At 66.3% G+C, this 25260-nt stretch carries 25 protein-coding genes, 1 tRNA gene and 1 pseudogene; 15 read left to right on the top strand and 12 right to left on the bottom strand.

Features of this window, described 5'->3' with window-relative positions; genetic code table 11:
* The first annotated feature begins 25 nt into the window (after window positions 1-25).
* The 14 genes and pseudogenes from UO65_RS00880 (at window position 26) to UO65_RS00825 (ending at window position 15072) form a co-directional block, all read left to right on the top strand.
* The gene (locus tag UO65_RS00880; RefSeq protein WP_152551912.1) at window positions 26-874 is read left to right on the top strand and encodes an ATP-binding cassette domain-containing protein; all 849 of its coding nucleotides are present in this window, start codon (window positions 26-28) and stop codon (window positions 872-874) included.
* Window positions 871-1791, top strand: coding sequence for a hypothetical protein (locus UO65_RS00875; protein WP_052020350.1), 921 nt, complete (start codon window positions 871-873; stop codon window positions 1789-1791). The genes UO65_RS00880 and UO65_RS00875 overlap by 4 nt, the downstream gene beginning before the upstream one ends.
* 282 nt (window positions 1792-2073) lie before the next feature.
* The gene (locus tag UO65_RS00870) at window positions 2074-3279 is read left to right on the top strand and encodes a hypothetical protein (protein WP_035277712.1); all 1206 of its coding nucleotides are present in this window, start codon (window positions 2074-2076) and stop codon (window positions 3277-3279) included.
* A gap of 208 nt (window positions 3280-3487) precedes the next feature.
* Window positions 3488-3561, top strand: a tRNA-Pro gene (locus tag UO65_RS00865).
* 358 nt (window positions 3562-3919) lie between these two features.
* Window positions 3920-4057, top strand: a pseudogene (locus tag UO65_RS37780) (IS256 family transposase); the annotation flags it as partial.
* Window positions 4058-4522: 465 nt separating this feature from the next.
* Window positions 4523-6973 carry a type I restriction-modification system subunit M gene (locus UO65_RS00860; protein WP_035277710.1) on the top strand — a complete coding sequence of 817 codons (2451 nt, stop codon included), beginning with the start codon at window positions 4523-4525 and terminating at the stop codon, window positions 6971-6973.
* On the top strand, window positions 6970-8199 hold the full coding sequence (locus tag UO65_RS32905) for a restriction endonuclease subunit S (RefSeq protein ID WP_052020348.1): 1230 nt from the start codon (window positions 6970-6972) through the stop codon (window positions 8197-8199). The genes UO65_RS00860 and UO65_RS32905 overlap by 4 nt, the downstream gene beginning before the upstream one ends.
* Window positions 8196-11306, top strand: coding sequence for a type I restriction endonuclease subunit R (locus UO65_RS00850; protein WP_035277708.1), 3111 nt, complete (start codon window positions 8196-8198; stop codon window positions 11304-11306). Before UO65_RS32905 ends, UO65_RS00850 begins: the two co-directional genes overlap by 4 nt.
* Window positions 11293-12018 carry a M48 family metallopeptidase gene (locus UO65_RS00845; RefSeq protein WP_035277706.1) on the top strand — a complete coding sequence of 242 codons (726 nt, stop codon included), beginning with the start codon at window positions 11293-11295 and terminating at the stop codon, window positions 12016-12018. The genes UO65_RS00850 and UO65_RS00845 overlap by 14 nt, the downstream gene beginning before the upstream one ends.
* 230 nt (window positions 12019-12248) lie before the next feature.
* The gene (locus tag UO65_RS00840; protein WP_052020346.1) at window positions 12249-12875 is read left to right on the top strand and encodes a prepilin peptidase; all 627 of its coding nucleotides are present in this window, start codon (window positions 12249-12251) and stop codon (window positions 12873-12875) included.
* Window positions 12876-12974: 99 nt separating this feature from the next.
* Window positions 12975-13313: an NUDIX domain-containing protein gene (locus tag UO65_RS00835; protein ID WP_233427390.1), complete on the top strand. Its 339-nt coding sequence runs from the start codon at window positions 12975-12977 to the stop codon at window positions 13311-13313.
* Window positions 13271-13480: an NUDIX hydrolase gene (locus UO65_RS37775; protein WP_233427389.1), complete on the top strand. Its 210-nt coding sequence runs from the start codon at window positions 13271-13273 to the stop codon at window positions 13478-13480. Before UO65_RS00835 ends, UO65_RS37775 begins: the two co-directional genes overlap by 43 nt.
* A gap of 70 nt (window positions 13481-13550) precedes the next feature.
* On the top strand, window positions 13551-13856 hold the full coding sequence (locus UO65_RS00830) for a hypothetical protein (RefSeq protein ID WP_035277704.1): 306 nt from the start codon (window positions 13551-13553) through the stop codon (window positions 13854-13856).
* Between the two features lie 13 nt (window positions 13857-13869).
* Window positions 13870-15072 carry a hypothetical protein gene (locus tag UO65_RS00825; protein ID WP_035277703.1) on the top strand — a complete coding sequence of 401 codons (1203 nt, stop codon included), beginning with the start codon at window positions 13870-13872 and terminating at the stop codon, window positions 15070-15072.
* 104 nt (window positions 15073-15176) lie between these two features.
* On the opposite strand, the gene UO65_RS36475 is transcribed toward UO65_RS00825, so the two are convergent.
* The 4 genes from UO65_RS36475 to UO65_RS00810 all read right to left on the bottom strand — a co-directional run bounded on the left by UO65_RS36475 (window position 15177) and on the right by UO65_RS00810 (window position 18095).
* Window positions 15177-15347 carry a hypothetical protein gene (locus UO65_RS36475; protein ID WP_161784402.1) on the bottom strand — a complete coding sequence of 57 codons (171 nt, stop codon included), beginning with the start codon at window positions 15345-15347 and terminating at the stop codon, window positions 15177-15179.
* A gap of 21 nt (window positions 15348-15368) precedes the next feature.
* Window positions 15369-16589, bottom strand: coding sequence for a restriction endonuclease (locus UO65_RS00820; RefSeq protein ID WP_200873266.1), 1221 nt, complete (start codon window positions 16587-16589; stop codon window positions 15369-15371).
* A gap of 535 nt (window positions 16590-17124) precedes the next feature.
* Window positions 17125-17367 (bottom strand): hypothetical protein, encoded by a 243-nt coding sequence (locus UO65_RS00815; protein ID WP_035277702.1) that lies wholly within the window; start codon window positions 17365-17367, stop codon window positions 17125-17127.
* 437 nt (window positions 17368-17804) lie between these two features.
* Window positions 17805-18095: a hypothetical protein gene (locus tag UO65_RS00810; RefSeq protein ID WP_035277701.1), complete on the bottom strand. Its 291-nt coding sequence runs from the start codon at window positions 18093-18095 to the stop codon at window positions 17805-17807.
* Window positions 18096-18450: 355 nt separating this feature from the next.
* On the opposite strand from UO65_RS00810, the gene UO65_RS35325 reads away from it, so the two are divergent.
* Window positions 18451-18684: a hypothetical protein gene (locus tag UO65_RS35325; protein WP_152551910.1), complete on the top strand. Its 234-nt coding sequence runs from the start codon at window positions 18451-18453 to the stop codon at window positions 18682-18684.
* Between the two features lie 88 nt (window positions 18685-18772).
* Here the strand turns inward: UO65_RS35325 and UO65_RS00805 are convergent, their stop codons facing one another.
* The 8 genes from UO65_RS00805 to UO65_RS00770 form a co-directional block, all read right to left on the bottom strand.
* The gene (locus UO65_RS00805; RefSeq protein ID WP_233427388.1) at window positions 18773-19366 is read right to left on the bottom strand and encodes a hypothetical protein; all 594 of its coding nucleotides are present in this window, start codon (window positions 19364-19366) and stop codon (window positions 18773-18775) included.
* A gap of 82 nt (window positions 19367-19448) precedes the next feature.
* Complete coding sequence (locus UO65_RS00800) at window positions 19449-20075, bottom strand: hypothetical protein (RefSeq protein WP_052020345.1); 627 nt, start codon at window positions 20073-20075, stop codon at window positions 19449-19451.
* A gap of 73 nt (window positions 20076-20148) precedes the next feature.
* Window positions 20149-20988: a hypothetical protein gene (locus tag UO65_RS00795; RefSeq protein WP_035277811.1), complete on the bottom strand. Its 840-nt coding sequence runs from the start codon at window positions 20986-20988 to the stop codon at window positions 20149-20151.
* Window positions 20989-21119: 131 nt separating this feature from the next.
* Window positions 21120-21464, bottom strand: a complete 345-nt coding sequence (locus tag UO65_RS00790; RefSeq protein WP_035277699.1) for a hypothetical protein — start codon at window positions 21462-21464, stop codon at window positions 21120-21122.
* A 67-nt stretch (window positions 21465-21531) separates the two neighbouring features.
* On the bottom strand, window positions 21532-21786 hold the full coding sequence (locus UO65_RS00785; RefSeq protein ID WP_035277698.1) for a hypothetical protein: 255 nt from the start codon (window positions 21784-21786) through the stop codon (window positions 21532-21534).
* A gap of 104 nt (window positions 21787-21890) precedes the next feature.
* Window positions 21891-23639, bottom strand: coding sequence for a vWA domain-containing protein (locus tag UO65_RS00780; protein ID WP_035277696.1), 1749 nt, complete (start codon window positions 23637-23639; stop codon window positions 21891-21893).
* A 52-nt stretch (window positions 23640-23691) separates the two neighbouring features.
* A complete protein-coding gene (locus UO65_RS00775) occupies window positions 23692-24954 on the bottom strand; it encodes an AAA family ATPase (protein WP_035277694.1) in 1263 nt (420 codons plus the stop codon).
* Window positions 24955-25017: 63 nt separating this feature from the next.
* Complete coding sequence (locus UO65_RS00770) at window positions 25018-25257, bottom strand: hypothetical protein (protein WP_035277692.1); 240 nt, start codon at window positions 25255-25257, stop codon at window positions 25018-25020.
* Window positions 25258-25260: the final 3 nt, after the last annotated feature.

Raw genomic sequence — 25260 nt, 5'->3', positions numbered from 1 at the left:
ACCCCGATGTCCTGGGAGGACCGAAATGGAGCACAGAAACGTACTGCGGGTGGTCGACCTGCACAAGTCCTTCCGGGGCCACGAGGTGCTGCGCGGCGTCGAGTTCGACCTCGCCCCCGGCGAGCTGTTCGGGATCATCGGCGAGAACGGCGCGGGCAAGTCGCCCCTGCTGCGGGTCCTGGCGGGCGAACTCCCCGCCGACCGCGGCGACGCGCTCTACGCGGGCAGGCTCGGCTACTGCCCGCAGAAGATCGTGCTGAACGACGAGCTGACCCCCGACCAGCACCTGGCCCTGTTCCGGCGGGCCTACGGGCTGCGCTCGCTGGAGCACGCGAACCAACTGGTGGAGCGGCTGGGCTACGAGCGGCACCGGTCGGTCAAGGCGGGCCTGCTCTCCGGCGGGACGCGGCAGAAGCTCAACCTGACGATCGCCCTCATGCACGACCCCGACGTGGTGCTGATGGACGAGCCCTACCAGGGCTTCGACTGGGACAACTACCTCAACTTCTGGTCCATCGCGGAGGAACTGCGCGACCGCGGCCGGTCGGTCCTGATCATCTCCCACCTGGCCCACGACACCGCCCGCTTCGACCGCCTGCACAAACTCCGCGAGGGCCGCCTCACCACCGAGGAGGCCGTCGACCCGCCCGCGGTCGGGGCGCCGGCACTCGAGCGGACCGCGATCGAGCAGGCCACCGCGGACGGGGAACCCGCCGTCGGCAAGCCTTCGACGCAGAAGGGCACCAGGACCGCGACCGCCAAGGCCACGGGCGCCACGCGGCGCCCTGAACCCCCCGCGGCCCGAACGGTCGGCGCGGTCCGCAAGACCGTCGGCCGAGCCGCCGCCACGGCGCGGAAGGTGACCGGGGCATGACGGCGACCTGGTCGGACTCGCTGTCCGACGCCACCAGGCACGAGATCACCCAGCACTCCCGCAACCGGGTCGCCCTCGCCCTGGTGCTGGTGTTCATCCCGGTGTGGCTGCTGCTGGTGAACGTGATCATCCCCAGCGAACCCGTCGACTTCCACTCCCGCCCAGCGGGCCGGACCATCCCGGTGGACGCCAACGAGCTGGGCATGATCTCCGGGGCGATGAACGCGGTCACCCTGATCGTCGGCTTCATGATGTTCACCGCCGTCCGCCGCTCAGCCGACTTCGACCGCCGCCTGGTCCTGGCGGGCTTCCCCCGCTCGGCGCTGCTGCTGGCCAAGCTGCTCGCCCTGCTCGCCGCCGCCGGGGTGGTCGCCCTGTACGCCTCCCTGCTGCTACTGCTGTTCTGGCGCCCCGAGCAGTTCGTGTTGCTGCTGGTGAGCCTGTCCGTCAGCGGCCTGACCTACGGCGGCATCGGGATCGTCCTGGCAATGGTGTTCCGCACGGAACTGGCCGGGATGTTCCTGATCATCATGATCAGCCTGGTCGACGTGATGGTCCAGAACCCGATCATCACCCCGTCCTCAGCGGGCGGCGGGGTCACCCTCCTCCCGACGTTCGGAGCCATGCAGAGCGCCGTGGCCGCGGCGTTCACCGAGGACCTGACGCTCCGCTACCTGCTACTCGGCATCCTGTGGCTGGCCCTGGCCGCCGCGGCGGGCCTGTACGCGTTCAACCACCGCACCCGCGACCACAACCTGGACGGCAAGTCGACCGAGCCCCACCAGGGAGCCGAGGCGGTGACCGTGCTCCTGACCACCCGCTCCGACGGAACGCTCCAGGTCAGCTCATCCTCCGGCCCGGTACTGCTCTGCACCCGACTGACCGGCTTCACCCCGGACTGCCCCTGCCCCAAGTGACCACCCCACCAATCCCCCGCAGCCAATTCCCTCCGGCACCGAGCACCCCAGCGGAGCCCGGTCGCCAACTCTTGAATGCCCACCCCACCGAAACCCCGCAACCCGACCACCCCCGCCCCAAGCAACCACACCAGCGAAGCCCGACAGCCGACTCCCCCTTACCCCCCAGCCAACTCCCCCAACCCCAGCCGCGCGAACACCGACAGATCACCCCTAACAACAACCCCCACCCGCGCGACACCTGTCATGGCCCTGCGAACCCCGGACAGGAAGGCCCCCTCGATGACCACCCCCCTCCGCGCGGACGTGCAGGAACCCCCCACCCCGACGGTCGCCGACGTCACCCGCATCGCCGCCCATCCCGACCCGATCATCCGCAACCTGATGATCACCCACTGCTACCACGCCCTGTCCCGAGCCCTCACCGACTTCACCGGCGGCTCGGCCAACTGGTGCACCTTCGCGGTGTGGGCCTCAAAACAGGTCGGCCAAACCATCCGCCAGGAAGACCCCCGCCGCCTGGCCGAAAGACTCCTCACCGCCTCCCCCCAGTCCTCCGCCATAGCCGCCCTGCTCGCGGAAGCATTACGCCGAGCACTCCCCCACCAAGTCGCCGAACGCCTGGTCCACCACCCCATCGCCACCCTCACCCGCCTCGAAGCAGCCAGCGAGGCCGGAGCACGAGGCAACCTCAAGGTCTTCGCCGAAATCGCCCACGAGTTCGCCCGCTTCCTGACCGAGTTCGCCCACACCCAAACCCCCGACGACCAGCGAATCGCCGCCTTCTGCGCCACCCTCCGCCCCGGCCCGCCCCCCAACGGCCAGCACTACCTCCAGCAGGCGTTCACCCACTACTACCGAGCCAGGTTCACCGAGGACCCGAAGGCCCGAACCGAACTCCTGCTCCTGGCCAACATCGAGGTCGGCCTGCACGAACAAACCCGCCTGCAACCCGAGATCACCGCCGCCCTGACCACCCCCATCCGAACCCCCCAGTTCTTGACCCACGAGCTCCCGCCCCACACCTCCAGCCCCCTACCTCACACCCCATCCCCCCGCCCCCGCACCCCATCTCCTCTCCCCCACATCGCCCTCCCCCTCATCACCCTCCTCCGCGCCACTGTCGAAACCCTCCTGGAACCAGCCCGCACCCTCACCCGCAAAACCATCACCAAACTCCTCCTCACCCTCACCCTCCCCAACAACACCCACCTGGACCTCAGCGACGACCTCACCGCCACCTACCCCGCCCCCCTGACCCACCTCACCAACCCCGACCTCCTCGCCCTCCTCCACCAGGTCGACCCCACCCCCGACAGCCCCCTGGACACCGCCGCCGAAGACTGGTCCGACCTCCCAGACCGAATGCACTACATAGCCGACATGTTCCGCTGCTACGCCACCCACGAAATCCTGCTCAACCCCCCGTTCACCCCCGAACAGGTCGAAGCCCTCACCGCAGGCCACCTCCCCACCGGCCGCCTGTAGCCCCCGCCCCCAGACAGAACCTGCCGCGACCACAGCAGCGCACCACCGACTCCCCGATCAGGGCAAGCGGCAAGCCAGCCACCCAAATCCCCAGGTCAAGCGTTCGCAAACATCCTGGTCGCACCCCGAACACCGTGACCCAGCCCCGCCGAAACCCCCACACAGGCGTGCGCTACTCTTACCCGGCAGCCGCGAGAGCGACTGTGGCCGGGCTGTGGCGCAGTTTGGTAGCGCACTTGACTGGGGGTCAAGGGGTCGCAGGTTCGAATCCTGTCAGCCCGACGGTCGTCAGACGCCCGTCGACTCTGCGAGAACTCGCAGGTCGGCGGGCGTTTTGATCTTTCCGGGACCGCGTGGTGTTGATCGTCCCTTGTGGAGGGAAAGATCGTCCTACCCGCCGGTAAGGAGAAAAATTGGAGATCAACTCCTCCTGCTGGCTGTTGATCTCGTTGAGGGGTCAGGATTGATCTTCCCGATCGGGTGATTTTCGCCAACCTTCCCGAACCTGCCGCATCCGCCCAGGTCAGACGCGTAGCCGAACTCGCTTTGGGCCCGTTGGTCGTGGTTGGGCACCGTTGGGTCGGGGTGGTGGCGTTGTCGGTGAGTTGAGCTTCGATGAAGCCTGATCACGCATTATCGGCTTAAGTGCGTCTACCTCGCGGTCATGAGTCTCGACCCGACCGGCACCGGACGCCGCCGCTGGACCATGCGCTGGAAACCAGCAATGAACACCTTCGACCTCGCCTTCGACGGCCGCCTCGCCGCCGGACGCAAGTAACCCCTTTCAACCCAGAGTTACACCGCTCGTTTGACAGACCCCGTCCTCGCTGGGGCCAGACGCTGTCGTCAGCGCGCGAAGGCCAGGGATGCACCCTAGTGTCGGGTCACGTCGAGTAACCGCTCCTCGTGGCCACCAGGCCCGAGGGCCAGCATATCGAGGTCGAACGGGGCAGACGCTGCTCACAGGCCCTGCTCCAGCGCGCGGGGTCCGAGCACAACCGGCGCCAGTCCGCCGCTGAGCTACAGGAACAGCGGCACCAGAGCCGATCCGTACCAATGAGCTGCTTCGTCGGTGCACGGCGCTATCGTGAGAACGCTCGCAACAGTCATCACTCTTTGTAATAACTGTTGCACGTTACGTTACATAGAGACAGGTGTCAAGGATGGACAGGTCACATGCACGCCTCGCCGCAGGGATTCGGGCAGGCTCAGGTCTCGGGTTGAGCGAAAGGGTGGCGTGGTAATGGCTCTCAAAAAGTCAGACCTGTACAGCTCTCTTTGGAGCAGTGCCGATGAGCTCCGCGGCAGCATGGACGCCAGTCAGTACAAGGACTACGTCCTGACGCTGCTGTTCGTGAAGTACGTGTCAGACAAGGCTAAGGCCGATCCGTATGCACTCATTGACGTGCCCGAGGACGGCTCATTCGACTACCTGATCACGCTCAAGGGCCGGCCAGACGTCGGCGAGAGGGTCAACGTCGCCATCCGCAAACTCGCGGAGGCGAACAACCTGCAAGGTGTCATCAACAACGCTGATTTTGACGACCCAACCAAGCTTGGCTCCGGCAAGGACCTTCAGGACAAGGTGTCGAACCTGATCGGCATCTTCCAGGACATGGACTTCTCCGGCTCAAAGGCGGAGGGCGACGATCTGCTCGGCGACGCCTACGAGTACCTGATGCGTCACTTCGCCACGCAGTCGGGCAAGAGCAAGGGTCAATTCTACACCCCTGCCGAGGTGTCTCGTGTTATGGCGCAGCTGCTCCAGATCCCGGCCAGCACGCCGAAGGCCACTACGGTCTATGACCCCACCTGTGGATCTGGATCACTGCTGATCAAGGTTGTTGATGCAGCTCCGCATGGCCTGACCATCTACGGCCAGGAGAACGACAACGCCACATGGGCGCTGGCCCGCATGAACATGATCCTGCACGGCAACGAGACCCACGTGATCGAACAGGGTAACACCTTGGCCGACCCGAAGTTCCGTGAGAACGACCGGCTGGACACCTTCGACTATCTAGTCGCCAATCCGCCCTTCTCTGTGAAGACATGGAAGAACGGCGTTGAGAAGGACTATGGCCGCTTCGACGGTTTCGTCACCCCTCCAGACAAGAACGGCGACTACGCGTTCCTGCTGCATATGGTCAAGTCGCTGAAGTCCACCGGCAAGGGTGTCGTGGTCATGCCGCACGGTGTGCTCTTCCGCGGCAACACCGAGGCGAAGATCCGTCAGGAGTTGGTCAAGCGAGGCTACATTAAGGCGATCATCGGTCTGCCAGCCAACCTCTTCTACGGCACCGGCATCCCCGCCTGTCTCATCGTGCTCGATAAGAAGGATGCTGTCAGTCGGACCGGGACCTTCATGATCGACGCTTCCAAGGGATTCGAGAAGGACGGTCCGAAGAATCGCCTTCGATCGCGCGACATGCACAAGATTGTCGACGCCTTCGTCAACCAGAAGGAGATCCAGCGGTTCTCACGCATGGTGCCGCTCAAGGAGATCGCCGACCCGAAGAACGACTACAACCTCAACATCTCGCGCTACATCGACAGCTCCGAGCTCGAAGACATTCAGGACCTGCGCGCCCATCTCCAGGGCGGAATCCCGAACCGGGACCTGGACGCACTGCAACCTTACTGGGATGCCTTCCCCAGCCTGCGCGCCGAGCTGTTCAAACCGCTACACGACGGCTATTCTGAGCTGGCAGTCGAAAAAGCCGACATCCAGACGACCATCACCGACTCAAGCGAGTACCAGGCCTTTGCTGCAGGTACGACTGATACCGTTGCCGAGTGGTGGGCTTCGCGCCGAAAGGTGCTGGCCGACATCACCAGAACGACCCGACCGAACGACCTGATCGAAGAAGTCTCTGAAGCGCTGCTGGAGGCCTTCCGTCCCCGACCGCTCATCGATGAGTACGGCGTGTACGAGCAGCTCATGAGCTACTGGAACGCCTCGATGCACGACGACGTGGTTCTGATCGTGGGTGAGGGTTGGGACCCCGTAGCCAAGCCGCGCGCGGCTCGCACCTGGAAGGACAAGAACAACAAGACCAAGTACGAGGACTCCCACTTCGTGTTCGGCACCGGCGCGAATGCCAAGCGCTGGGTCATGGACTTGATCCCGCCGGAGTACGTCATCGCCCGGTTCTTTCCCGAAGAGAAGGTCAACCTCGATGACCTCGTCGTCGAGCAGGAGGCCGCTGCCCAGGCCATCGAGGAATACATCGAGGAGCAAGTCGTCGAGGACGGTCTGCTCTGGGATGCGGCAGATGATGAGGGCAAGGTCTCGGCCAAACTCGCCAAAGATCGCCTCAAGGCTGCGAAGGCCGAGAAGGCCGAGGCCGAGGAGATCGAAGCGCTCAATCACGTGATAAAACTGTTCGCTGCCGAGGCTGCCACGAAGAAGGCCGTCAAGGAAGCGACAATCAAGCTCCACGAGCAGGCCCTCGCGCACTACGGCAAGCTCACTACCGAGGACATCCAAGCGCTCATCATCGATGACAAGTGGGGCGGGACGATCAGCAGCCGGATCGGCGCGGAGGTCACGGCACTGGGCCAAGCTCTCGTTGCAAGACTACTAACTCTGGCAGAGAGGTATGAGTTCACCGCCAGCGATCTTGATGCCAAGGCCGAGGAGCTGGCAGCGAAGTTGCGGGGACATCTGGTGGCGATGGGAGTCTCCGAATGACTGTCGCCTCGAATCGACCTGCTGGGGACGTCGGCTACTTCAAGGGGGGTAGCGGCTTCCCGACGAGGTTCCAAGGCGTCAAGTCTGGGGAGTTGCCCTTCTTCAAGGTCTCGGACATGAACCTGCCAGGAAACGAAATCTTCATGTGTCGCGCCAATAACTACATCTCCGAGAGCGTGCGCAAGCAACTCGGAGCGACACGTATACCTGCTGGAGCCATAATTTTCGCGAAGGTCGGCGCGGCGGTCTTCCTTGAGCGGAAGCGCATCCTTACACAAGACAGCTGTATTGACAACAACATGGCTGCCTACGTCGTGGATACAGAGCAGTTGGACGGAAGGTTTGCACACTACCTTCTCACGGACTTAAGGCTGTCCAGCTTGGCGGCAACCACGGCGCTGCCGTCGTTGAACTCCGGGCAGCTACGGTCGATCTCGCTTAGGGTTCCAACGAGCCTGGACGAGCAACGCCGGATTGCTGGAGCGCTCGCTGATGCGGATGATCTCATCGAGTTGCTCGGCCGCCAGATCGCGAAGAAGCGGTCGATCAAGCAGGGTGTCATGCAGGAACTGCTCACCGGTCGAGTCCGCCTGCCGGGATACAGTGAGGCTTGGATTGAGCAGCCCGTGTCGGAGCTTCTGGAGTTCAAGAATGGCCTAAACAAGGCCAGCCAGTTTTTTGGGCATGGCACGCCGATCGTCAACTTCATGGACGTGATGCGAGCACCCGTGATCACTGCCAACCGGGTTAAAGGACTCGTCAGCTTGAGCCGGGACGAGATTTCTCGATTCTCGGCGCGTCGGGGGGACATGTTCTTCACCCGAACATCTGAGAGTGTTGACGAGATCGGAACCGCAGCCGTCCTCGTCGGCGATGTTCGCGACGCCGTATTCAGCGGATTCGTCCTCCGCGGCCGTCCCATCGCCCCCGTCAACACGACGTTTCTTGCCTACCAGTTCCAGCTGCCGTCTGTGCGGCGCCAGGTTGTCGCGACAGCGTCGTACACGACCCGAGCACTAACGAATGGTGGCTCGCTAGGAAGAGTTCGAGTGCGCGTGCCAAGCTCCGATGAGCAGGCAGCGATTGTTGCTGTCTTGGCGGACACAGATGTCGAGCTCGCTGCCCTCGAGCGGCGCCTCCGAACCGCTCGCGCCATCAAGAAAGGCATGATGCAACAGCTGCTCACCGGTCGAACCCACCTGGCTCGTAAGGAGGCTGCCTCATGAGTGACGTCGGCCAACGAGAGCGCGAGACGCAGAACCGCATCGTCAATCTGTTCGTCGACCAATTGGAGTACGATTACGGTGGCAACCGCGAGGACTACGACAACTCCAACGTCGACGAGACGCTGCTGCGTCAGAACCTGCTCGCTCGCGGCTACGACGACGAGATCGTCGGTCGCGCTGTTCAGCAGCTACTGACTACCGTATCGTTGGCCGCAGGTCAGTCGCTCTATGACGTCAACCGCAAGGTATATAGCCTGCTCCGCTACGGCGTGAAGGTCAAGCGTGACGTGGGCGAAACCTACGAGACGGTTCGGCTGATCGACTGGGACAACCCGACGGCGAATCACTTCGTCGTGGCCGAGGAAGTCACCATTAAAGGTGAACACACCAAGCGCCCCGACCTGGTGCTCTACGTCAACGGCATCGCCCTAGGCGTCATCGAGCTGAAGCGCTCCTACGTGAGCGTTAGTGAGGGCATCCGACAGAACATCGGCAACCAGAAGCAGCATTTCGTGCGGTCCTTCTTCACCACGGTGCAACTGCTCTTCGCTGGCAACGACGTCGAGGGTCTGCGCTACGGTGTGATCGAGACACCGCAGAAGTACTGGCTCACGTGGAGAGAGCCGGACTGTAGTCCGGTCGGGGCAGACATCGCCAACCCGCTTGATCGAACCCTGACGCAGATGGCTGGCAAGGATCGCTTCCTCGAGCTCATTCACGATTTCATCGTCTTCGACTCGGGCGTCAAGAAGACCGCCCGTCATAACCAGTTCTTCGGCGTCAAGGCCGCTCAGAAGCGCATCCGCTCTCGTGAGGGCGGCATCATCTGGCACACTCAGGGCTCCGGTAAGAGCCTCACCATGGTGTGGCTCGCCAAGTGGATCCAAGAGAACCAGACCGACCCCCGGGTCCTGATCATCACCGACCGCACCGAACTTGACGAGCAGATCGAGAAGGTCTTTGGCGGCGTCAACGAGCGAATCACCCGCACAGGCTCGGGCGCCGAGATGGTCACACTGCTCAACCAGAGTCGTCCGTGGCTCATGTGTTCGCTGGTTCACAAGTTCCGCGGCTCGGACGACGATAAGGATCGTGACGAGGTCGGCGACGAGTTCATTCGCGAGCTCCACGCAAGGATCCCCGCAGGCTTCCGGGCCAAGGGCAATCTCTTTGTCTTCGTCGACGAGGCACATCGCACCCAGAGCGGCAAAATACACCGTGCCATGAAGGAGCTGCTGCCGGAGGCGATGTTCATTGGATTCACCGGCACGCCGCTGCTCAAGGCCGACAAGAAGACCAGTACCAGGACCTTCGGAAGCTTCATTCATGAGTACAAGTATGACGAAGCGGTGCGTGACGGCGTGGTTCTCGACCTGCGCTACGAGGCGCGTAACATCGACCAGGAGCTCAAGGGCGCCGCGCAGATCGACAAGTGGTTCGACCTCAAGACCAAGGGACTCACCGACCTCAGCAAGGCCCGTCTCAAGGAGAGGTGGGGCACCATGCAAAAGGTCGTCTCGGCCAAGTCGCGCGCCGAGATGATCGTGCAGGACATCCTGATGGACTTCGAGCGCGAGCCGCGTCTCATCTCGGGCCGCGGCAACGCCATGCTGGTCGGTGACAGCGTCTACCAGGCGTGCAAGTTCTATGAGTTGTTCGTGCAAGCGGGGTTCAAGGGCAAGGTCGCCATCGTCACGAGCTACATGCCAAACGCCACAGCCGTCTCAAAGGAGGACGCTGGCGAAGGCGATAACGAGGAGTTGCGCAAGTACGACATCTACCGGCAGATGCTCGCCGACTACTTCAACCAGCCTGCCGATAAGGCCGTGAAACGGATCGAGGAGTTCGAGGCCGAGGTCAAGAGGCGGTTCATTGAGGAACCCGGCCAGATGCGCCTGCTCATCGTCGTCGACAAGCTGCTAACCGGCTTCGACGCCCCGAGTGCCACCTACCTGTATATCGACAAAACCATGCGAAACCACGGTCTTTTTCAGGCCATCTGCCGTGTCAACCGCTTGGATGGCGATGACAAGACCTACGGTTACGTCATTGACTACCGGGACCTGTTCAAGTCTATCGATAAGGCCATCACCGCGTACACCGGCGAGGCGCTGGACGGTTACGCCGAGGAAGACATCGAAGGCCTCTTGAAGGACCGTGTCGAGCAGGACCGCATGGATCTCGATGAGGCGCTGGAACGCATCCGGGCACTCTGCGAGCCGGTCGCTCCTCCCAAGGGCATCGTCGAGTACCAGCACTACTTCGTCTCGACCATCCCCGGCGATGCCGATCAGATCAAGGCTAACGAGCCGAAGCGGGTCGAGCTGTACAAGTCGGTAGCTGCCCTGGTGCGTGCGTACGCCGTGCTGGCCAACGACATGGATGCTGCCGGGTACAGCGAGGCTGACGCCGCATCCATAGCAATTGAGGTCAAGCACTACGTAGCGGTTCGCAACGAGGTCGAAGTCGGCGCGCGTGAGAACGTCGACATGAAGCAGTTCGAGGCAGGGATGCGCGCGCTGCTCGACACCTATATCCAGGCCGATCCTGCAGAGCAGGTAGCCGCCTTCGATCAAGGTCTCGTGCACCTCATCGTCGAGCAGGGCATCGGGGCGCTCGGAGCTCTGCCTCCGCGCATCAGGGAGAACCCACAAGCCGTCGCGGAGACCATCGTCAACAACGTACGCAGGACCATCGTTGACGAGCGCGTCCTCAACCCGAAGTACTACGACCGCATGTCCGCGCTACTGGACGCACTAGTCGAGCAGCGCAACCAAGCGGCGATCGAGTACGCTGATTTCCTCAATCAGCTCATCGATCTGGCCCAGCAGGTGGGCACGGGCGAGTCGACGGCTGCCTACCCGGCTTGGGCTAGAACGCCAGCTCGTCGAGCGCTGGTCGACTTCGGCTGGCCACAGGGTTCAGCCGTAGACCCTGAGTACCTTCACGACGTCATCCAGAGCTCCAAGGAGCATGGTTGGGCCGGGAACCCGATGAAGGAGCGCGCGCTGGCGCGGGCGCTGATCAAGGCACTGCCGAAAGGATGCGATCCTGACGATCTAAAGCGGCTCATCGCTCTCTTGAAGGTGCACGATGAGTACCGCTAACGCCTATTTGACGGTGGCGGGTCTCGGCGTCGATGTCATTTACAAGGACATCAAGAACCTGCACATCTCGGTTTACCCGCCGATGGGCCGCGTGCGCGTCGCTGCGCCGGAGCGCACCGACGAGGACACCATTCGGCTGGCGATCGTGCAGCGCCTGCCCTGGATCAAGCGTCAGCGGGAGCAACTGCAGAACGCGGATCGGCAGACGAAGCGGGAGATGGAGTCGGGCGAGACCCACTACGTATGGGGTCAGCGCTACCTCTTGGATGTCTCACGTCGAAGTGGTCACCACAGCGTTGAGACCAAGGGGCGAACCCTCTGGGTTGTTACCCCACCCGGTGCTGATGCAGATGCCCGGCGTGCAACGCTCGACCGCTGGTACCGGCGTCAGCTGAAAGCAGCTCTGCCCGCGCTCCTCGACAAATGGCAGCCTGCGATCGGTATCGAGGCAGCCAAGGTTGTTGTCCGACGAATGAAGACCAAGTGGGGGACGTTCGTTCCTCACTCAGGCGCCATCTGGCTCAACCCCGAGCTGGCGAAGAAGAACCCGCGATGCCTGGAGTACATCGTCGTCCACGAGTTGGTGCACTTCCACGAGCGGGGCCACGGCCCTCGTTTCATCGAGTTGATGGATTACTACCTACCAGACTGGCGCTCCCGTCGCGATGAGCTGAACGACGCGCCCCTCGCGGCAGAGGAATGGTCTGACTGAACCGGACGGTATCTGTCACCTGCGAGTGACAGGTAGTTGAAGAAATTGAGGTCATAGAGCACATGGGAGCGCCAACGACGGCACGATCTACCTCGGCGCGGTCCCCAGCCCCTGACCTGCCGCCGGCACCTGACGAGGTGGTCGGGATAAGAGGCGGTCCTCACGATCACCAAGCCGTGCACAACCTCGTAACACGACCAGTTGGTCGCGTCCGAGTTAGTGGTAAGAGCATGGACCACTGGACTCACCCACTGATCTGGGGCGTGCTGGGCGCCGTGACCGGGGCCGTCGGCAACCTCGGCACCCGCATGCTCGCGACGAGCAGCGACGACATCGGGCTGTACTCGACGCGGACCGGCGCGCTGGCGACCTCGGTCCTGTTCGGCGCGTTCGGCCAGCAAGGGTCACCGATCGAGGACCTTGTCATGCTGAGTTGCCTGGTGGTGGTCGCGATCCCGCTGGCTGTCATCGACATGGTCGAGATGCGGCTCCCGAATCCGCTCTTGGCTGCTGGTTACCTGGGTGTGGGGACCTGTGTGGTCGCCGCAGCAGTGGCACGCGGCGAATGCACCGGGCTCGGACGAGCCGCCGTCGGGTGCGCGGTGGTGACCGTGACGTACCTCGGTGTCGCACTGTGCACCGGCGGACTCGGAAGCGGAGACGTCAAGCTGGGCGGGTTGCTCGGGATGACCTCGGCATGGAAAAGCTGGTCGGTGCTGCTGGCGAGCATGACCCTCGGATGGGTGATACTCCTTCTGGTGTTCCGGCTGGGATCGGTGAAACACGACCGGAAGGCGCCAGCCGGACCGGCTCTGTTGGCAGGCACGCTGATCGCGGTCCTCGGGTCAAGCGGTTAGGTGTTGAGGGCCGTCCTCGCAGCGAGAGTCACCGAGGGCCGGTCCACCGTGGTCGAACCCGATGAGTCGGCCCGGGGACGGGTGATTAGGGTGCTGCGGATGACTGTGTCGCCGCGACCGGCCGGAGTTCTCCCGGTCCAGGACTACGTTGCCGGGCTGGCCCGCAAGCGGATGGCCGCCGGGGTGCTGTTGCGTGATCGGGATGACCGGGTGTTGCTGGTCGAGCCGTCGTACAAGCCGAACTGGGAGATCCCGGGTGGTGCGGTGGAGGCGGATGAGTCGCCGTGGGCGACGGCGTCGCGGGAACTGGTCGAGGAGTTGGGGCTGCACCGGTCGTCGGGTGGGCTGCTGGTGGTCGACTACGTGCGCCCGCAGGACAGCAGGCCCGAGGGGTGGTGTTCGTCTTCGACGGCGGTGTCCTGGACGAGGCCGACCTGACCGGATTGACCTTCTCCGACGGCGAGGTCCTCTCCGCCGGGTTCCACACGATCGAGCAGGCGCGGGAGAAGGTCAAACCGCTGCTGGCCGACCGGCTCGCCGTGGCGGTGGACGCGGCCCGTCAAGGCGTCACCGCCCTGTGCGAGCACGGCGTGCGCGTCGCCTGACCTACCCGACGGACTCGATCGGCGTGGCTAAGGTCATGGGGATGTCCTCGCGCTGCACGGGCACGGTGAGGTGTACGGGTCGCTGCTGTCCACCGCCGCCTACACAGCCGCCGTCGGCGGCGACCGCGACACCGCAAGCACCCTCATCGGCGAGGCCGCGGACGCCGCCAGCCAGGTCGGTGACACCAACCACCGGGGCATCACGTTCGGGCCCACCGGCGTCGACCTCTACCGGGTGAGCATCGCCCGCGCCTTGGACGACCCCGGCACCGCCATCGCCTACACCGAGAACACCGGAAGCGTCGCGTCGTCAACTGGATGGGTGAAGTGGGTAACGCCGAGCCTCGCCGGAGTGATCGAGAAAGAGTCGACATGAACAGGAGCGGCTGATGTCTGAAGGTGACGGTGCCAGCGAGATGCGAGATGAGGTGCGGGCGAGGCTGAACCTCGTCATGCGCGGGTTCGGTCCTGTCGAGACCAGCGCGCCCGGGTTCGCCCGGTCCAGCGCTACGACCGCGTGGCGCTTCTTTGTCGACCGCGAATCGCTGCCCTTGAGCCCCGTGGTCAAGCTGATCTACCTCTTCCTCGGGTGTCACGACCTGGGCCGTGCGGAGAAGATGGATTGGGAGTTCGTCTTTCAAGTCGAGGAGACGACTTGCTCGATCGCGTCGGAGAAGTTCGGGCTTCGCGTCTACGTCGACCGCGACAGCGTCGCCGACGAGGTCGAGGCGGAGAAGCTGTTTCAGCGCATCCTGCAGGCCACGGTCAAGGGCCAGAAGGTGGTTGAGAAGGAGCTGCTGGAGCCGATCGGCAAGGAGCAGGTCAATGCGGGGGACGTCGTGGTTGGCAACCAGTATCACCGGTTGCGTGAGGCCTATCTCTACTTCCGCGACGGCGCGGAGATCGCCTTCCGGGGCGACGGGCGTGTGGAGGTGCAGAGGGACGCGGATGACGCCTCCAACATCCTTCGCGGCGCTCTCGCGGAGTGGCGCCGCCAGGCGAATGCTGACGCGGAGGGCTGGTGGAACACGTTCGCCATGATCATGGCGTACTTCAGCCTGCTTGAGCACACCCTTGTCGGGTGCCTGGCGTTCGCCGACTTCGACCCCGAAGAGGAGACCGTCACCGGCTTCATCGGTCTGAACTGGGGTGACAAGTTCAAGCGTCTTTTCGACTTGGACGCCGACCTGGTCGCCCAGAAAAAGTATGAGGCGTTGCGGGACCTCGCCGAGACCTACCGCAACACCTACGGCCACGGCGGGTTCGACAAGCGCGGCGCGACCGTGCACTTCCACGTTCCAGGGGTCGGTGTCATCCCCGCGACGCTCAGCAAGATCAGCAAGACCCCGCACTTCGGCCTCGTGCCCGCCGTCGTCGAGGACTACAACCGGATCTGCGCGGTCCTCGATGACTTCGACGCTTGGATCGCCGCAGGCGCTTACCGCAACGCCATCATGTGGATCGAGCACGGCATGGACTACGCCTTCGACGCCAGGTCGCGTGCCGAAGTCGCAGCGAACGCTGGCACCTTCGACGCCTACCTGGAGGCGATGAGCTACCGGCTGGACCAGGCCATGAACATGGATTGGTGATCGTCCGGCCTGTCCGCAGTTCACGAACACCCACAACGGCGGTTTCTCGTCCAGCGCTGCAGGGCAGGGCGCCGGTCTCGGTATGCCGGGACCGGCGCTCAGAGCTAGATCAGCGTGACCAGCACTGCCGCCACGGACGCGGTGAGCGCCACCTCGGAGGCCAGTCGGCGGACTGCCCAGATCAGGCTGGTGGTGGCCTGGGCAACGGAGATGGTCGAGGTCAGGGCCGAGCGAATCTTGCCAGCCAGGGTGCGCTGCTTCTTGTTTTTGCTCATGCCCAACGGTGATGGATCACTTTATCGAAGGCCGTGGCTCGCTGTGAGATGAGGCTTCTGGGCGAGCAGGCTTTCCAGCCTGCTGTCGGGCCAGAGTTCGATGAGCGGTGCCGCGCCTGTGTTGTTGTGTTTTTCTGCCCAGTCCACGGCGTCTGCGGTGAAGCGGCCGGTCGTGGCGATGATGAGACCTCGGATGACGGGTGGTTCCCACAGTCTGGCAACGGTAAGCGTATTGGACACGTCCGCTGGACCGACGGACTTCTTGCGCCAGTGCTTGGCTTGGACGATGACCCGCTCGTGGCGTGCGCTGCCGGTGCTGTCGCGCAGGACGCGGTCCAGGGAGAGGTCCCGACCGCGGTCAGGGGCTCGGGTTTGCATGAGCCATTGCACATTGTCGTGTTCGGGGAAGCTTCGGAGTAGGTCGTAGAGCAGGCGTTCGAAACCGTCGTCGTCAAGACGGTCCCACGGCAGGGCGGTGGTGGCTGTGCCGGTGAGGTGACCCGCAGCGGCTTGGCCTAGGTCGATATCGGGGACTGGGAGTGGATCGGAGTCTGCGAGTGTGCTGGCCTCGATGTCCGGGCGAACGCTGGGCCAGTCGAACTCGGCGATGTCGTGCCAGTCGTGTCCTTGCCCGAAGTGCAGGTGGCGGTGGAGGTCGCTCCATCGGCCGCGACGTTGGGCGGTGTCGCCGAGCAGCCGCTCAATCTCGTCGACTGCCGTCGTGATCTGGTCCACCTCCGGACCTTCGAGCCGTGCTTGCGAGTCGCGTGCCGCGTCGACGAGCAGGCGTGGCAACGAGGCGTCGATGACCGTGGTCAGTTGGGCGAGCCGTTCACGGGCGGCTCGGCGTCGAGCGCGGTTGAGCCGGTACCGGTACTCGGCCAAGTCCTTGGCTGGCTGCTCGCCTGCTTCGAACGCCCCGATCGGTGGCTCGCTGATCTCGAAGTAGTCGATGAACATCTGCCCGATCTCGTCGATATCCGGCAAATCGTTCATGATCGTCCAGCCGTCGATCCGTGGTAGGCCAGACAGAAGGTCCGACCACGCGCGTCGCAGATCGTCGTACTCGGGGTGGGAACCCCGCGCTGGCCCGGTCGGTATGAACGCCCCGGCGCGTCGCCAGACGTCCTCGAGCTTGGCCAGGTTGGCAGCGGCTCGATCCATGGCGTTCAGTAGATCGTCAAGCTCCACGGTGTGGCAGCATTCCAGACGGCCGACGGTGACCGAGTTCGACCAGGCCAATCAAACCGGATAGGTCGGCAACATCCGCTCGTCGACAGAAGCGGACGTTCACGGCACGCGGAACCAAGGCCTGTCCGTAACGACTGGTCCTGCCGAGCGGGTCAGCACCTGCCCTCCGCCACCTCCTGACACATCCGGCCTCGCCAGCGCGAAGCGCGCCTCCACAACTAAGCCGTCGGTACGAATCACCAGGTCAATCCCGTTCCCTTCCTTTGGTACTCCCGCCCGAGGTCCGGCCCTCCGCACAACGATCTCGCGCAGGGTGGTGCCCTCCCGGGGGCACCCAACAGAACTGCGACCTGCTGACCAGCGGAAACGTGGGTCGGTGTTGAGCATTTCGGCGCGTTTCACGCTGGCCGGACGATAATCGGGGCGATACGGAAGGTCTCCACCACGTGCACGGAGGTGCGTGGTGGAGACCTTCGCGTCAGGCGGCGGTCACCCTGGTACAGGCTGTTTGTCGCCGTCAGGTGTGGGGTGGCATGGAGATTCGTCGGGCGCTGGGCGCCGGTGATGACTCCGTGGTGTGGGATGGCTAGCCGTCGGTGCCGAAGTTGGGGCGGTGGGAGTGGTCCTCGGCGAGTTTGTCCATGCGGTCGCCGAGCTGCTGGTCGAGGTCGTCGAGTTTGGCGCGGGCGGTGCGCAGTGCTCGGTGTTCACCGTCCGGGTCGGAGTCCCCGCCCGCTTCGCGGGCTTGGTCGAGGAGGTGGGTGATCTCGCGGAGGGCTTGGTCGAGGTCGGTGCGGCTGATCGCACCGGCGTGGGTTGTGGTGCTCATGGTGTCCCCGGTGAGGTCAGCGGCCCGGTCGAGGCAGGGGCGGGGGCCTGGCGGGGCATATGGGTCTCGACGGTGTGCGGTTCGGCTCGGTGGTGCCGGAGGCGGACACCGTGGGATCCCGGGCGGTGACCGGCTTGTTCGGGTGGGTGTGGGGGTTGGTGTCGGCCGGTGCGGTCGCGGGCGTTGCGGTGGTTGCACGCTGTGACGCGCAACGACAGGTCGTCCCGGTCGGGCAGCAGCGCGGTGGAGTCGGCGTCGGTGCTCACGCTGTCGAGTCTGCCCCCAAGGCCAGGGCTTGGCGTTCTTCATGCCGGGGACTTCCGTCCAACGAGTGAGGCGCACCCTGTCGGCGGGGATTGGCCGGTGGAGGGCCGCCAGCGACCCCTTCGGGGTCACTGGCGGTCAAGGCGCGTGGTACTGCCCTGGTTGGCGGGTGTTCAGGCGTGGGCGTCCCAGTGGTGTGTGGTGGGGTTCCAGGTTGCCTGGGTGTAGAGCCGATTGAGATCGGGAAAGTCGGGTCCGATCATCCAGCCCAGGCGTTCGCAGTCGGCCTCACCTGGCCAGCGGCCGGTCCAGGTGTCGGTCCCGCAGTCGTGGGCGGCCTCGCAGTCCAGGCGTTGCAGCCCGGTGCGCAGGCATCTCGCCACGTCGCAGCGGTCGATGTGCGGGCGGCCGACCGGGACCGCGCAGTCCGGGCACCACGACCGGGATGCGTGTGGGTCGGACATGGTGCTCTTTCCTTTTCCGTGAGTTGGGGGGTGGTTGTGACGGCTCGGCGGTCATGTCGAGGGGATCGGGCGCGGGGCGGGGTATGACACCTCGACGGCGGGGCGATGTTGGGTGGTTCGGGGTGTTGTGTCGGTCGGCTGATGTGTATGGATGCTTCCTGTGCGCGGGGATGTCAATACCGACAGGCGACGCCTTGTGGAATGGACCCGTTCGATCCGGTGCGACACCGGAACCGGTGAGCATCCACAGCAGACATCAGACTTTTCGATGCGGCGCTTGACTTCTTCGGCCGACGGAGCGTCGATGGTGGTGTGATTCCCGAACGGCACCCACAGCGCGGTGTGTGTCGGAACGGTGAAGGCCGAGGAATCGAGCTGTCGAAAGAGGAAACTCATGCCGGGGATGAGTGCGTGCCGTCGTCATCGTGGTGTGTTGAAGGTGGATGGTGACCACTTCGACGACGGCCATTACCGTGCCTATGGTTTCAAGCGTGGCCGTGCCCACAACGGCAAGGGTGAGGGGCGGCTCCGGCGCCGTTTGGTCCGCCGCCGCGAAAACATCTTGTGGCGCCGTGACATCGATCGCTGATGGCTGTCGGGTCTCTCGTCGATGGCTGTGCGCGTCGTGCAGAGTTCTCCCCTGCCGGCAGCCGTGGCGGCGTGCCGATCGGTGCGGGTCAATCGTCGAGGTCGTGGTGGTGGTCGGCGGGGTGGGGGAAGTAGCAGTCCTCGTCGCAGTCGCTGCTGCCCGCGCTGGTGATGAATGGGCAGTTGGGGCGGTGGGCTTTGGTGAAGACGACGCTGCCGTCGGGGTGTTCGATGATGTGCAGCGCGCCGCCGTGGGTGTGTGCCCAGGTGATGTCGTCGGGGTCGATGTGGTATTCGGCGTTGTAGCCGTGGGAGGTGGCCAACAGGGCGGCGATCGCGCCGTGCAGGTGCGGGGAGATCGTCGTGGTGGTCGGTGGTGAGGCGAGGATCGTGGCGGCGCGGCGCAGGAGCGGGTCGGTCACGGGTCGCAGGAACCTGGCGGGGTCAGCGGCGGCTACTCGGCTGGTGGCGTTCGGGGTGTCGTGCCACCAGGTGCTGGGGGCTTCGGCGGCGAGGGTGGTCCAGGTCAGGTGTTCGTTGAGGACCTCGGCGACGGCGAGGCTGCGGTTGATGTAGCGGTCGCGGTCGACGCGGGCCCGCACGGTGCGTCCGTCGATGTCGACGACGCGGGTGTAGTGGTAGCGGTCTGTGGTGGTGGCTGTGGTCTCGTCGCGGTCGGTCATGTTCGCGGTAATCGCCGGTCTCCTACGGGTTGTGGGTGCTGTGTCGGGTGGTGTCGCGGCGGCGGGGTGGGGGGTGGCGGGGTCAGCGGGTCCGGTGTGGGGGGCGGTGGTGCGGTGAGCACTGGTGCTTGTCGCAGTCCTCGGCGCTGGTGATGAACGGGCAGGTGGGGCGGTGGGCTTTGGTGAAGACGACGCTCCCGTCGGGAAACTCGATGACGTGCAACGGGCGGCTGCAGGCCTGGTCTTGGGCGATGTCTTCGGGTCCGATGCTGCCTTCGGCGTCGGACCCGTAGGTGATGAGCAGCAACGCGCTCACCGCCTCACGCAGGCGTGGTGGCAGGGCGGACACGGACAGGGGCGAGGCGGACACAGTCGGCGGGACGGGCGCGGTCGTGGGCGGGGCGAGGATGTCGGCGGCGCGTGCGAGTAGCCGGTCGGTGACCGGGGTGAGTACGGCGACGGCGTCATCGAGCCCGAGTCGCGGGGGCGGGGTGTGCGCCCACCACGCGCTGGTGGGTTCCTCGGCGAGGTGCGTCCACGTCCTGTCGTCGTCGAGCACCTCGACCTGGGCGCGGCTGCGACCTTCGTGGACATCACGGGTGAGCGTGGCGCGCACGACGCGCCCACCGATGTCGACGCAGCGGGTGAACCCGTAGCCGTCGCTGTGGGCTTCGGCGGTGCAGGTGCGTTCGACGATCCCTGTGGTCACGGCGGAGTCCTTTCTGTGGTGTCGGGGTGCCCGCCGGGGCGTATCGCCCCCGGCGGGGTGGTGGTGGTGTGGGTCAGTGGGTGGCGAGTTCGGTGCGCAGGTCGGCCAGGAGGCGGTGGTCGTCGGCGCGGCGCCACAGGTGCCAGCCGTTGACCGCGCACCCGCACAACTCGGCGGCCAGGTAGGTGAGGGTGCCGACGTCGAAGGGGTTTGTGCGCTTGAGGTACACCCCGCCGCCCGCGCCCACGATGGCTTTGTGATGGTTGAGTTCGAGTCGCTCGTTCTCGCCGATCAGGCCGGCGGTGATCAGGGCGGCGAGGGCGTCGTGGGCGGGGCGGTCGGGGGCGACGCCGGGGGTTTCGGCGGGTTCGAGCCCGAACTCCTGCCAGCCGGGCATGGCCGAGGCCATGGGCCTGGCCACGATCGCCCACTGGGCGTCGCTGAGGGCGCACTCGGCGAGGTAGGTCATGTGCAACGCCACCGACTCCGCGATGTGGTGCGGCCAACGCGCGTCCACGCCGTGCCATGTGCGCAGGGGCTGCCACTGGCCTTTCGTGGCGGCGAGGACCTCGACGTCAACCAGGTCGGGGTCGGCGTCGGCGAGCGGGTGCAGGCGCACCACCACGTCCCCGGTGTGCAGGTCCGCCGGTGGGGGCGCCAGCAACCAGACTCCCGCCATCAGGTCGGTGGTGTCGGTGTGCGCGGGGTCAGGGGTGGGGTCGTCCCCGGCGAACCGCACCGGGGCGCCGGCGGCGGGGGTCATCCGCACCGCCACCACGACCAGCCCCCACACCCCGGCGGGTGCGCGCAAGGGCACGGTGTGCGGCGGCGCCGGGGCGAGCAGCACCGTCGCGGGCGGCAGGATTCGGCGAAGGTGGTCGGTCGGTGTGGTGTCGTGGGCGTCGGTGGTCATGATGTCCTCCACTGGAGGTCGTCAACGAGGGTGATGGCGAGGGTGTCGGAGGTAGAGAGCGCGGCCCCGTTCCCGTACGGGCGGGTTCGGCGGTCGAGGTCGCGTGAGGGCGGCCTTGACCGCGGGTGCGGTCATTGCGCGGGGCGGGTCACCTCGCGCAGGCGCTGGTCGATTTCGTGCGCGGGTGCAGTGAGGACGTTGGTCAGTACGAGCACGGCGGCTGCTTCGTCGACCGGGTGCACGGGGCGGCCGTCGACGGTGAGGTCGTGGGTGTTGGCGGGGACGACGCGCCACTCGCGCTGTCGGATGCGGTCGGCGCAGTAGTAGCTGCCGACGAGCACGCCGTGCCGGGTGACGGTGCCGTAGAGGGTTTGTTGGGCGTCGAGGGGATCGGCTACGACCACGGTGACCTCGCAGTCGTCCACGGTGAACCGGCGGACATCGATCTCGATGTCGGGTGTGTCCTGGGATGTCATCGGTGCTCTCCTGGGATCTGTGTGCGCGATGCGGGCACAGTTGCGCGAAACGTCGTGAGTGTGGTCGTCACGACCACCGGAGGGCGTCGGCGGCGGATGCGGGCAGGTACCCGATCTGCTCGCCCACCCCGATCCACACCACGGGCGGGTCGGTGGGTGTAGTGCCGTCGCTCTCGGCGTCGTCGGGGGTGCACACGACCCGGTCGAGAACGTGTTCCATCGGGTGCCCGGGTTGGGTGGCGAAGCGGACGGGGGCGGCGGGGTCGTGGACGCTCAGGGCGGCGATCAGGTCGCCCACGGTCATGGCGGCGGTGTCGGTCATCGTGACCTTCTCGGGTTGCGCGTTCGGTCGGGTGCTGTGCGGTGTGGCGGTTGTCCGGTGATGGGGTCCGGGGGCGGGGTGGGTCCGCCCCCGGACCGGGGTGGTCAGCGGGTAGCGCGCAGGGCGGCGGTGGCGGCGTGCCCGATGGCGCGGGCGGTGGTGGTGGGGTCGGCCAACATGTGCACGGTCGCTCCGGCGAGCGGGGTGTCGTACGCGCTGGTGCTCAGCCACAGCACCGCGCACCCGCAGGCGCGCAACCGGTCGAGTTTGCGCTGCCCGTCGAGGCGGGGCTGGTGGCGATAGCCGCCGTCGGACACGATGACCAGCAGCCGTGCCGCGCCGGGGCGGGACAGTCCGAGGGCGCCGTCGAGGGCGTCGAGGGCGGTGGGGATGTCCTCGTAGTTGTCGTTGGAGTCGAACTCGGTGACCTCGGCGGGTGGCTTGCCGGGGTGGGTCAGTGGGCGCACGTGGTGCCCGAAGATCACGCTCGCGGTCTCGGTGGGCACCCTGGTGTGGCGGGCGGCGTCGGCCAGGATCCACGCCGCCGAGGCCACGTGCTCGCACGCCCACCGCATCGACCCGGACACGTCGCACGCCACCCCGACCCGCAACGGCGGGGCGGTGACCGGGGTGCGGGTGGTGCGGGTGAATGGTTGCGCGGTCACCACCGCCCCGGCGGCACGTTGGGCTTCGGCGGCACGCACCCCGCGCATCCGCAACCGCCCCGGCGGGACCTCCGAGGCGGAACGCACCGCGACCCGTTCCCTCACCCCGGCGGTGTCCAACGCCCGCGCCAACACCCGCCCGGCGGTGCGCTCCTGCGGTGTGGGTGGGCGGGTGCCCGCCGTGCGGGTGAGACCGGTCCGGGGACCACCGGCGGCGAACACGTCGCGTGCCGCCGTCCGCGCCTCCTTGTCGGCGGCGTCGGCGTCCGCCTTGTCGGCGGCGGCGACGGCGGCGGGGTCCTCGGGTGCCTTCTCCCGCGACACCGACGCCGCCACCCCGTTCAGCACGGCGGCGACCGCGTCCGCCAACGGCGACGGGTCGGGAGCGCCGGACGGGTCGGGTGCCGCGTCAGGACCGGTGGGGGTGTCGGGGTCGGTGTCCGGGTCGGTGCCGAGGATGTCGCACCACTGCCGTCCGAGGTCGAGCATGGTGTCGCCGTCGTCGTCGGCGGTGCGCAACGCCGTGCGCCACACCGCCCGCAACGTGCCCAACACCTCGGCTCCGAGGACGCCTTCGATGACACGGGCGAGGGGGGCGACCTCGGTGTGGGTGAGTACCCCGCCGTCCGCGCGCCCCAGCAGCAGGGCGGCGGTGTGCGCGGCGTGCGCGGGGGTCATCTGCGGGGCGGTGGCGGGGTCGGCGAACAGGTGCAGGTCGGCGGCGACGATGCCCTTCACGCACGCCCGCAACCAGTGCCGGTCATCCGGGCGGCGGCGGACTTGCGCGGCTTCCATGCGCGGCTCTTCCAACAGCATGGCGGCGGCGACCACGCCGGGCGGGGCGTCGGGTGGGGGTTCCCAGGCGGTGTGTTTGGCGTGTCCGCACTCGTGGGTCAGGGCACCCCACGCCGGGGCGTAGCGGGGGCGGTCGGACAGGTTCGCCGGGTCCACGGTGGCGGGGTCCACCCCGAGGTGGTTCCCGTCGACCTCGATCAGCGCGCGGGCGGGGTAGAAACACGCCGGGGCGCCCCCGCCCGCGCCGGGGGCGACGCTGACCAACAGGTCGTCGCGGTCGGCGATGACCGGGACCTCCTCGGCGAAGGCGGCGGACAGGGTCAACCATTCCGGGCGGGTGGGGAACACGGCGGCACCGGTGGCGGACGGGTCGGCGGTGAAGTGGGTGCTCACGGTTTCGGTCCTTTCGCAACGGTCGCGGTTGGTGGTCGGGCGGGTTGAGTGATCAGGGTTTGGCGGTGATGCGGGCACCGAGGGCCAGTGGGGCAACGGTGCGCCCGAACGCGTCGCGCACCACGGCGGCGACGGTGGCGCGGTCCTCTTCCGGGGCGATGCCCACCAGATTCCCGACAGCGGCGTCGATACCCAACACGGCGGCGATCTTCTTGAACGCCAACAACTCGCGCAGTTGCGGTGCCCACCCGATCTCGCCCTTGTCCTGCCGGGTGGCGAGGTTGCGCGCCACGCGCACCGCCTTCTTGTCGACCCCCAACTGGTCGGCGAGGGCATAGTCGCTGGACACCCGCACCTGCACGGAAAACCGGGACGACAGGGCGTCGGTGAGCACCGCCCCGTGCACGCCGGGGTTGTGCCCGGCGATCACGTAGAACCCCGGCGCGGCGTCGACGACCTCACCCCCGGCGGCCTTGATCACGATCTGGCGGCGCCCGTCCATCGCCGGGTAGACCACGGCGAGCACGGTCGGCGGGATCAGGGTCGCGTCGTCGATGAACAACGCCACCCCCTCACGCATGGCGCGGATCAGCGGACCGTGCACGAACACGAACTCCCCGTCCGGGGTCTTGGTGTAGTCGCCCACGAAGTCGGCGACCACGGTGTCCCCGTCACCCTGCACGGTGATGCAATCCGGAAAGGCCGCCTCCACCACCGACGTCTTCCCCGTCCCCGGAGGCCCGTACAACAGGGCGGCGACCCCCGCGTCACGCAACCGCCGCAACGCGGTCACATCCGGCATCCCGGACAGCAACCGGGGGTGGTAGTCCATCCCGTTCGGACGTTTCACCGGACCCGTCACCACGCCCACCGCCCCGGTGGCGGACCCACCCACCCCGGACCTGGCGGGGGCGGCCGTGGGCGCGGCGGTCGGTGCGCTGGTGGTCGGTTTCGGTGTCTTCGGGCGGGGCGTGCGCGGTGGGGCGGGGGTGATCGTGGACGCCGCGACCGCCGCCGTGGTCGCGGTCGCCCGATAGGCCAACGGCGCGGACGAGGCGACCTCCGCCTCACCCCGATCAGCCAACACCTTGCACGCGTTGCCCACCGCCCCCGAGGACCGGTTCAGGGTGTGCGCGATGGTGCGCGGGGTCAGGTCGGCACCGGCGTCGGCGAGGACTTTGGCGACCATCGCGCGCAGTTCACCACTGCGCAACCGCGCCTCCGACCCACCCGCCGAGGCGGGCGTGGCGGCGGGCGCCGGGGTGGCGGGGGTGGTGGCGGATGCCGGGGTGGGCGTGGCGGCGGGCGTGGTCATGACGGTGTCCTCTCGTTGCGTTCGGGCGTGGGTGGGCGTGTGCCGGGGCGGGGTGGGTGGTTGCTAGTACTTGGCGCGGTCGTCGAGGAACTCGGCGAACTGTTCGCGGTAGGCGGCGGTGTACGCGGCGGCGACTTCGGGGTGCGCGTGGTAGCGCAGCGGCAGGGTCGGCGGGTCGGTCGGCACCGGGAACGATGCGCCGTATCGCGTCATCAACTCGGCGTCGTTCCACCCGTTGAAGGCACCGATCTCGGCGGCGTCGTCGATGCGTGCGGCCAACGTCGCGGCGTCTGGGGTGGTCATCGT

Source organism: Actinokineospora spheciospongiae, from assembly GCF_000564855.1.
GTDB lineage: Bacteria > Actinomycetota > Actinomycetes > Mycobacteriales > Pseudonocardiaceae > Actinokineospora > Actinokineospora spheciospongiae.
This window is presented reverse-complemented; position numbering and strand designations above follow the sequence as displayed.

Excerpts from the sequence above, each read along its gene's own strand:
- UO65_RS00880 (WP_152551912.1), top strand. The coding sequence starts at position 26 with ATGGAGCACAGAAACGTACTGCGGGTGGTCGACCTGCACAAGTCCTTC.
- UO65_RS00875 (WP_052020350.1), top strand. The coding sequence starts at position 871 with ATGACGGCGACCTGGTCGGACTCGCTGTCCGACGCCACCAGGCACGAG.
- UO65_RS00870 (WP_035277712.1), top strand. The coding sequence starts at position 2,074 with ATGACCACCCCCCTCCGCGCGGACGTGCAGGAACCCCCCACCCCGACG.
- UO65_RS00860 (WP_035277710.1), top strand. The coding sequence starts at position 4,523 with ATGGCTCTCAAAAAGTCAGACCTGTACAGCTCTCTTTGGAGCAGTGCC.
- UO65_RS32905 (WP_052020348.1), top strand. The coding sequence starts at position 6,970 with ATGACTGTCGCCTCGAATCGACCTGCTGGGGACGTCGGCTACTTCAAG.
- UO65_RS00850 (WP_035277708.1), top strand. The coding sequence starts at position 8,196 with ATGAGTGACGTCGGCCAACGAGAGCGCGAGACGCAGAACCGCATCGTC.
- UO65_RS00845 (WP_035277706.1), top strand. The coding sequence starts at position 11,293 with ATGAGTACCGCTAACGCCTATTTGACGGTGGCGGGTCTCGGCGTCGAT.
- UO65_RS00840 (WP_052020346.1), top strand. The coding sequence starts at position 12,249 with ATGGACCACTGGACTCACCCACTGATCTGGGGCGTGCTGGGCGCCGTG.
- UO65_RS00835 (WP_233427390.1), top strand. The coding sequence starts at position 12,975 with ATGACTGTGTCGCCGCGACCGGCCGGAGTTCTCCCGGTCCAGGACTAC.
- UO65_RS00825 (WP_035277703.1), top strand. The coding sequence starts at position 13,870 with ATGTCTGAAGGTGACGGTGCCAGCGAGATGCGAGATGAGGTGCGGGCG.
- UO65_RS36475 (WP_161784402.1), bottom strand. The coding sequence starts at position 15,347 with ATGAGCAAAAACAAGAAGCAGCGCACCCTGGCTGGCAAGATTCGCTCG.
- UO65_RS00815 (WP_035277702.1), bottom strand. The coding sequence starts at position 17,367 with ATGAGCACCACAACCCACGCCGGTGCGATCAGCCGCACCGACCTCGAC.
- UO65_RS00810 (WP_035277701.1), bottom strand. The coding sequence starts at position 18,095 with ATGTCCGACCCACACGCATCCCGGTCGTGGTGCCCGGACTGCGCGGTC.
- UO65_RS00805 (WP_233427388.1), bottom strand. The coding sequence starts at position 19,366 with ATGACCGACCGCGACGAGACCACAGCCACCACCACAGACCGCTACCAC.
- UO65_RS00795 (WP_035277811.1), bottom strand. The coding sequence starts at position 20,988 with ATGACCACCGACGCCCACGACACCACACCGACCGACCACCTTCGCCGA.
- UO65_RS00790 (WP_035277699.1), bottom strand. The coding sequence starts at position 21,464 with ATGACATCCCAGGACACACCCGACATCGAGATCGATGTCCGCCGGTTC.
- UO65_RS00785 (WP_035277698.1), bottom strand. The coding sequence starts at position 21,786 with ATGACCGACACCGCCGCCATGACCGTGGGCGACCTGATCGCCGCCCTG.
- UO65_RS00775 (WP_035277694.1), bottom strand. The coding sequence starts at position 24,954 with ATGACCACGCCCGCCGCCACGCCCACCCCGGCATCCGCCACCACCCCC.
- UO65_RS00770 (WP_035277692.1), bottom strand. The coding sequence starts at position 25,257 with ATGACCACCCCAGACGCCGCGACGTTGGCCGCACGCATCGACGACGCC.